Below are 4,754 nucleotides of genomic sequence, written 5' to 3'. Positions count from 1 at the left end.
AATCGCTCACGCTTAGTCGGGCTGAGTCCATGCCGGTAAACTACATCGGAATCACAGCGGGGAGAATGGACAGTTACGGTAGCCATAACAACACCTCAAATAATGGCAGAATATCACAAAATCCAACCATTCAGAGGCATTACCGATAAGATCATCGGATGGTCTCTGACAATTAACCATTACCACTAGGTCTGCGTCACGACCAAAAATTTTTATCTGGTGCAAACCTTGCGGCACAAGGGCTAGGTGCGAGATGGATTACTAAATGCAAAAATACTATATGTTGTGTGGTTGATTTTCATCATCGCTATATCTAGTATTTACTCCATCAAGACCATGCGATGTGGTGTGGTAGCGGCGGCGCTAGTAATTTTACCAGAAAGCGCCTGTTAAGCCAGTCAAACAGCCATCAAGGTAAATACGAATAATGCGCATTATTATTTACACTAAAGATAACTGTGTCCAGTGCAATGCCACAAAAAACGCGATGGACAAGAAAGGGATTGATTATCAGCTGATTAATCTGGACCACGAGCCGACCCACGTGGACGCACTGAAATCGCTGGGCTACCGTCAGGTGCCGGTGGTGATGGCAGAGCAAGACCACTGGAGCGGCTTTCGCCCGGACAAAATCCACGCCCTGAGCCAGCTGGCACAGGCGCAGGGATAAGCTCATGACAACGCTGGTCTACTTTTCCAGCTTGTCAGAAAACACCCATCGTTTTATTACCCGTTTAGACCTGCCAGCCCGGCGCATCCCACTGGATAGCGCACAGCGCCTGCGGGTCGATGAACCCTACATCCTGATAGTGCCGAGCTACGGCGGCGGCACCGCTCAGGGCGCGGTCCCTAAACAGGTAATTCAGTTTCTGAATGACAGCAACAATCGTCAGCTGATCTGCGGCGTTATCGCCGCTGGCAACCGCAATTTTGGCGAGGCTTTTTGCCTAGCTGGCGACATTATTTCGCGTAAATGTCAGGTGCCTTACCTCTATCGCTTTGAGTTGATGGGCACCACTGACGACATCGCTAACGTTTACCACGGAGTAACCCAATTTTGGCAGCGACAGACGGCAAACTCATAGAGGCCCAGCCAGCCACTGCCGATTATCACGCGCTCAACGCGATGCTTAATCTGTACGATGCCGAAGGCCATATTCAGTTCGAGAAAGATCGCGAGGCCACACGCCAGTATTTTATCCAGCACGTGATCCCCAACAGCGTACAGTTCGATTCCATTGCTGAACGCCTGCAGTATCTGGTTTCCGAGGGCTATTACGAAGCCGACGTGCTGAATGCCTATCCGTTTGAGTTTGTCTGTTCGCTGTTCCAGCAGGCTTATAAGCGCCGGTTCCGTTTCCAGACCTTCCTCGGCGCGTGGAAGTTTCACACCGGCTATACGCTGAAAACCTTCGACGGCAAGCGCTATCTGGAAGGCTTCACTGAGCGCGTCTGCATGGTAGCGCTGACTCTGGCGCAGGGCGACCAAGCGCTGGCGCACGCGCTGACCGATGAGATCCTAGCCGGTCGTTTCCAGCCAGCGACGCCAACCTTCCTCAACTGCGGTAAGCAGCAGCGCGGCGAGCTGGTCTCTTGCTTCCTGCTGCGCATTGAAGACAATATGGAGTCGATTGGCCGCGCGGTGAACTCAGCCCTGCAGCTCTCCAAACGCGGCGGCGGCGTGGCGTTCCTGCTCTCTAACCTGCGTGAATCCGGCGCGCCGATTAAGCGCATCGAGAACCAGTCGTCCGGCGTGATCCCGGTGATGAAAATGCTGGAGGATGCGTTCTCTTACGCCAACCAGCTTGGCGCACGTCAGGGTGCTGGCGCGGTGTATCTGAATGCGCACCACCCGGATATCCTGCGCTTCCTCGATACCAAGCGCGAAAATGCCGACGAGAAAATCCGCATCAAAACACTGTCACTTGGCGTGGTGGTCCCGGATGTAACCTTCAAACTGGCGAAAGATAACCAGCCAATGGCGCTGTTTTCACCGTATGACGTTGAGCGAATTTACGGCCTGCCGTTTGCCGATATCAGCATCAGCGACAAGTATGAAGAGATGCTGGCTGACGAGCGCATTCGCCGCACCTTTATTAACCCACGCGAATTCTTCCAGACGCTGGCCGAGATCCAGTTTGAGTCCGGCTACCCGTACATCATGTTTGAAGACACGGTGAACCGCGCTAACCCGATCCATGGGCGTATTAACATGAGCAACCTGTGTTCGGAAATTTTGCAGGTCAACACCCCCACCGAATACAATGATGACCTCAGCTATCGCCGCATCGGCAAGGATATCTCCTGTAATCTGGGTTCGCTGAATATCGCGCACACCATGGATTCACCGGACTTCGCCCGCACGGTTGAGATTGCCGTACGTGGCCTGACCGCGGTTTCCGATCAGAGCCATATCCATTCGGTGCCCTCGATTGAACAAGGAAATGCCCAGTCGCACGCCATTGGCCTCGGGCAGATGAACCTGCACGGTTATCTTGCGCGCGAATGTATCCACTACGGTTCCGAAGCCGGGCTGGATTTCACCAATATCTACTTCTACACCATCACCTATCACGCGCTGCGTACCTCAAACCTGCTGGCGCGCGAGCGGGAAAGCACCTTCAGCGGCTTCAGCGATTCGCGCTATGCCAGCGGTGAATACTTTAATCAGTATGTTGAGCAGAGCTGGCAGCCGCGCACCTCGCAGGTAGCCGAACTATTTGCCGAAGCCGGGATTGCCATCCCGACGCAGCAGCAGTGGCGCGAGCTAAAAGAGTCGGTGATGCAGTACGGCCTGTACAACCAAAATTTACAGGCAATCCCGCCGACCGGTTCGATCTCGTATATCAACCACGCCACGTCGAGTATTCACCCGATTGTGTCGCGCATTGAGATCCGCAAAGAGGGCAAGACCGGGCGGGTGTACTACCCTGCCCCGTTTATGAATAACGATAATCAGCAGTTTTACCGCGATGCCTATGACATTGGCCCAGAAGCGATTATCGATACCTACGCGGAGGCGACGCGCCATGTCGATCAGGGGCTGTCGCTGACGCTGTTCTTCCGCGATACCGCCACCACGCGCGATATCAATAAGGCGCAGATTTACGCTTGGAAGAAAGGGATAAAGACGCTGTATTACATCCGCCTGCGCCAGATAGCCCTGCTGGGGACCGAAGTAGAAGGCTGCGTCTCCTGCTCGCTGTAAAACATCCAGAAAATAACGCATATCTCGTAGGGGTCAGGCATGCCTCACCCGCGAAATGTATATCGCAACGGGCGGGGCATGCCCCTACGACGGAGAAGATCCGCCTAGGAACAACAACATGAAATTTAAAAAAGTTCACGCTATCAACTGGAACAACATCGAAGACGAGAAAGATCTGGAAGTGTGGAACCGCCTGACCAGCAACTTCTGGCTACCGGAAAAAGTCCCGCTGTCCAACGATATTCCGGCGTGGAACTCCCTAAATGCCGATGAGCAGCAGCTGACCATCCGTGTGTTCACCGGCCTGACGCTGCTCGATACCATCCAGAACACCCTCGGCGCTCCGGCGCTGATAGCCGATGCGCTGACGCCGCATGAAGAAGCCGTGATGTCGAACATCAGCTTTATGGAAGCGGTGCATGCACGTTCGTACAGTTCGATCTTCTCCACGCTGTGCCATACCAGCGATGTCGATGCTGCCTACGTCTGGAGCGAAGAGAACGCTCCGCTGCAGCGCAAGGCCGAAATCATTCTGCAGCACTACTACGAGAACGACCCGCTGAAGAAGAAGATTGCCAGCGTGTTCCTCGAATCGTTCCTATTCTACTCCGGCTTCTATCTGCCGATGTACTGGTCGAGCCGCGGGAAGCTTACCAACACCGCCGATTTGATCCGTCTGATTATCAAAGATGAGGCGGTTCACGGTTATTACATCGGCTACAAGTACCAGAAAGCCTTGGAAAAAAAGACGCCGCAGCGTAAAGAGGAGCTGCAACAGTTCGCCGTTGAACTGCTGCTGGCCCTGTATGAAAACGAAGTGGAATATACCGATGTGCTTTATGCAGGCGTCGGCTGGCAAGAAGAGGTGAAAAAGTTCCTGCACTACAATGCCAACAAAGCGCTGATGAACCTCGGCTACGAGGCTCTGTTCCCATCTGAGATGACCGATGTTAACCCGGCGATCCTCTCCGCGCTGTCGCCAAACGCCGATGAAAACCACGACTTCTTCTCCGGCTCCGGCTCCTCCTATGTGATGGGGAAAGCGGTAGATACCGAAGACGAAGACTGGAATTTTTGATCTCTTCAGCAGAGGCTACCGACGGTATCCATTCTTCGCCGTCCCCTGTTATATTACTCATTAAATTTCAGTCATTCAGAAGCCGATCGGTGTGATAAATATGGCAGTTTTGGCTTTATTGAATAAATCGGGCACTGTTGCAAAGATCTGGCGATGGTAAACTGATGCCACTGTTTAGTTGAAGGAGCAGCACATGAACCCATTTAAAGGTCGACATTTTGAGCGTCATATTATCCTGTGGGCCGTCCGCTGGTACTGCAAATATGGCATCAGTTATCGTGAGCTGCAGGAGATGCTGGCTGAGCGAGGGGTAAATGTCGATCACACCACGATTTATCGATGGGTTCAGCGTTCTGCACCTGAGATGGAAAAGCGGCGGCGCTGGTACTGGCGTCAACCTTCCGGTTTTGGCTCATGGCATCTCGATGAAACCTACGTGAAGGTCAACGGACGCTGGGCTTATCTGTA

General features: G+C 53.3%; 6 protein-coding genes. 5 read left to right on the top strand and 1 reads right to left on the bottom strand.

The annotated features are described in order from the left end of the window. A partial coding sequence (locus BBW68_RS20780; protein WP_420835349.1) for an IS1 family transposase occupies positions 1-86 on the bottom strand: 86 nt, incomplete at its 3' end. Between the two features lie 341 nt (positions 87-427). Here BBW68_RS20780 and nrdH point away from each other — a divergent pair. The 5 genes from nrdH to BBW68_RS12155 all read left to right on the top strand — a co-directional run. Then, positions 428-670 (top strand): glutaredoxin-like protein NrdH, encoded by a 243-nt coding sequence (gene nrdH, locus BBW68_RS12175; RefSeq protein WP_070135570.1) that lies wholly within the window; start codon positions 428-430, stop codon positions 668-670. 4 nt (positions 671-674) lie between these two features. Further along, positions 675-1,085: a class Ib ribonucleoside-diphosphate reductase assembly flavoprotein NrdI gene (nrdI, locus tag BBW68_RS12170; RefSeq protein ID WP_070135569.1), complete on the top strand. Its 411-nt coding sequence runs from the start codon at positions 675-677 to the stop codon at positions 1,083-1,085. Beyond that, positions 1,058-3,208: a class 1b ribonucleoside-diphosphate reductase subunit alpha gene (gene nrdE / locus BBW68_RS12165; RefSeq protein ID WP_083264897.1), complete on the top strand. Its 2,151-nt coding sequence runs from the start codon at positions 1,058-1,060 to the stop codon at positions 3,206-3,208. Before nrdI ends, nrdE begins: the two co-directional genes overlap by 28 nt. 118 nt (positions 3,209-3,326) lie before the next feature. Further along, a complete protein-coding gene (nrdF, locus tag BBW68_RS12160; protein ID WP_070135568.1) occupies positions 3,327-4,286 on the top strand; it encodes a class 1b ribonucleoside-diphosphate reductase subunit beta in 960 nt (319 codons plus the stop codon). A 193-nt stretch (positions 4,287-4,479) separates the two neighbouring features. Further along, positions 4,480-4,754, top strand: a 275-nt coding sequence (locus BBW68_RS12155; protein WP_148127483.1) for an IS6 family transposase, incomplete at its 3' end; no start/stop codon positions are given.

It is taken from the genome of Candidatus Erwinia dacicola (assembly GCF_001756855.1).
Classification (GTDB): domain Bacteria; phylum Pseudomonadota; class Gammaproteobacteria; order Enterobacterales; family Enterobacteriaceae; genus Erwinia; species Erwinia dacicola.
This window is presented reverse-complemented; position numbering and strand designations above follow the sequence as displayed.

Coding starts and splice junctions, on each gene's coding strand:
- nrdH (WP_070135570.1), top strand. CDS start 428: ATGCGCATTATTATTTACACTAAAGATAACTGTGTCCAGTGCAATGCC.
- nrdI (WP_070135569.1), top strand. CDS start 675: ATGACAACGCTGGTCTACTTTTCCAGCTTGTCAGAAAACACCCATCGT.
- nrdF (WP_070135568.1), top strand. CDS start 3,327: ATGAAATTTAAAAAAGTTCACGCTATCAACTGGAACAACATCGAAGAC.